This window comes from Mesorhizobium sp. M2A.F.Ca.ET.067.02.1.1 (genome assembly GCF_004023285.1).
Classification (GTDB): domain Bacteria; phylum Pseudomonadota; class Alphaproteobacteria; order Rhizobiales; family Rhizobiaceae; genus Mesorhizobium.
This window is the reverse complement of the sequence record NZ_RZSB01000829.1, coordinates 1-2,477: the sequence shown is the minus strand read 5'-3', so window position 1 is coordinate 2,477 and position 2,477 is coordinate 1. Positions and strand designations below refer to the sequence as shown.

At 63.9% G+C, this 2,477-nt stretch carries 3 protein-coding genes; all 3 read left to right on the top strand.

The annotated features are described in order from the left end of the window. The first annotated feature begins 35 nt into the window (after nt 1–35). Nucleotides 36–860 carry a Ku protein gene (locus EOA28_RS32420; protein ID WP_127253118.1) on the top strand — a complete coding sequence of 275 codons (825 nt, stop codon included), beginning with the start codon at nt 36–38 and terminating at the stop codon, nt 858–860. A gap of 112 nt (nt 861–972) precedes the next feature. Beyond that, on the top strand, nt 973–1,230 hold the full coding sequence (locus tag EOA28_RS32415; protein ID WP_040973109.1) for a metal-sensing transcriptional repressor: 258 nt from the start codon (nt 973–975) through the stop codon (nt 1,228–1,230). An 8-nt stretch (nt 1,231–1,238) separates the two neighbouring features. Further along, on the top strand, nt 1,239–2,477 hold a 1,239-nt coding region (locus EOA28_RS32410), incomplete at its 3' end, for a cation diffusion facilitator family transporter (RefSeq protein ID WP_148670998.1).

Here is a 2,477-nt window from a genome sequence, read left to right as displayed (position 1 = left end):
GTTCCTGTTGATCGCAACGACAACAGGAATGGCACATGGTTGCGCCACGCGCGGTCTGGAAGGGTTTTCTCAAGGTTGGGTCGGTCTCGTGTGGCGTGAAGCTGGTCGGCGCGACCAGCGAAACCGGAAAAGTTCATTTCAGGATCCTGAACCGCAAGGACGGCCTGCCGGTGAAAAGCGCCTATGTCGACGAGCAGACCGGCCATGTCGTCGAGGCCCAGGACCAGACCAAGGGCTTCGAGGCCGAGAAGGACGATTTCATCGAGATCGAGCCGGATGAGATCAAGAAGCTGAAGCTCACCTCGGCGCATACATTGGAGGTTGACGAGTTCGTCGCTCTTGACGAGATCGACACCCGCTATCTGGAAAAGCCCTATTATCTCATCCCCGCCGACGGCGCCGCGCTCGAGGCCTTCAGCGTGCTGCGCGAGGCGATGAAGAAGAAGCGCGTCGCCGCAAGGTCCTGCGTCGTACTCTACCAGCGCGGCCGCGAGGTCGTCATCCAGCCTTTCGGCAAGGGCATGCTGCTCACCGAACTGCGCACCCGCGACGAGATGGTCTCGGAGAAGAGCGTTTTCGAAGACCTGACGTCACCGAAATACGACAAGGACCTGCTCGAGATCGCCGAGCTGTTGATCGACAAGAAGGTGACGAAGTTCGATCCTTCGAAATTCGAGGATACCTATGAGGATGCGCTGATCGCGATGATCGATGCCAAGCGCAAGGGTAAGAAACCGCCGAAGGCCGCGCCGCCGCCAAGGGAAAATGTCGTCGACCTCGCCTCGGTGCTGAGGAAGAGTCTCGCCAAGGAAGGCATCAAGGCCCCCTCGAAAGCCAAGCCTGCCCGCAAGTCGGCCTGATCGGCCCGCCGATAGGATCGCCCAAGCTCGATCGGCGGATCTGCTCACTCCTGTCGGACGTAGTCCATCCCCCGGGTTGCCCTATCCTACCCTGGGGGATAGGATTTAAACCATGACGATACACAGCTCCCATCCCGACATCATCGCCCGGCTCAAGCGCGCGCACGGCCATCTCGCTGCCGTGCTCACCATGTTCGAACAGGGCCGTTCATGCCTTGACCTCGCGCAACAGCTCCATGCCGTCGAAAGCGCCGTCGGCAACGCCAAGCGCGAGCTCATCCACGACCATATGGAGCATTGCCTTGTCGAGGGCGGCGAGCCGACCAGGGACACGCTGAAAGAGCTGAAGCAGCTCACCAAATATCTGTGAGGCGGCCCATGTTGACGAGGATTCTCGACTGGTTTGGCTTCGGCTCGCACGGGCATGACCACGACGGACATGAACACGGCGGGCACGGCCATGACGGGCCGCACGGGCACACGCATGGCGTGATCGATGCGACGATCGCCACGACTGAGCGCGGCATCTGGGCGATCAAATGGTCGTTCGTCATCCTGGCGATAACGGCAGCGCTGCAGCTCGCCGTCGTCCTGTTCTCGGGCAGCGTGGCGCTGCTTGCCGACACCATCCACAACATCGCCGACGCGACGACGGCCATCCCGCTCTGGATCGCCTTCGTGCTGGCGCGACGCAGGCCGACCCGAACGTTCACCTACGGCCTCGGTCGCGTCGAGGATCTTGCCGGCATCGTCATCGTGTTGATCATCCTGGCGAGCGCGCTGGTTGCCGGCTACGAGGCGATCGATCGCCTGTTCAATCCGCAGCCGGTCCGGTTCCTGGGCTGGCTGGCCGCTGCCGGCGTCATCGGCTTCCTCGGCAATGAGGCGGTGGCCGTCTTCCGCATCCGCGTCGGCCGTCAGATCAACAGCGCGGCCCTGATCGCCGATGGTTACCACGCGCGCACCGACGGGCTGACCAGCCTTGCCGTCGTTGCCGGCGCGGTCGGCGTCTGGCTTGGCTACCCGCTCGCCGACCCGATCATCGGCCTGCTGATCACCATCGCCATTTTCGGCATCGTCTGGCAGTCGGCGCGTTCCGTGCTAACGCGCATGCTCGACGGTGTGGGGCCGGGGCTAGTCGACGAGGTTCATCACGCCGCCGACCATGTCGCCGGGATCGACAGGGTGGTCGACGCGAAGGCCCGCTGGCTCGGCCACAAGCTGCATGTCGATGTGGAGATCGCGGTCAATGACGGGCTGCTGCTCGCCGCCGCCAACAACATCGCCGCGTCGCTGAAGACGGAGCTCTTCGCGCACATTCCCGCGCTCGACGTCGCCACGGTGCGCTTTGCCGCGCCCGAGGCCGAGGGCGGTCACCATCAAGCGCCTGACCCGTTCCTGGTGTCGGGCAAGCTGGCTAGCGGGCTGCTCGAGATCGTCGACACGCCTCAGGGCGAGCGCATTCGGCTGCGCCTCTCGCGCCATGCCGAGGGCCTGCAAGCGAACGTCGCCATCGAAAGGGGGGGCGGCGCGGTCGAAAGCCTGCCGCTGTCGCCGGTCGGCGGCGATCATCACTATCTGCAAAGCCTTGTCGCGCCGGCCGAGCCGCATGAGTTC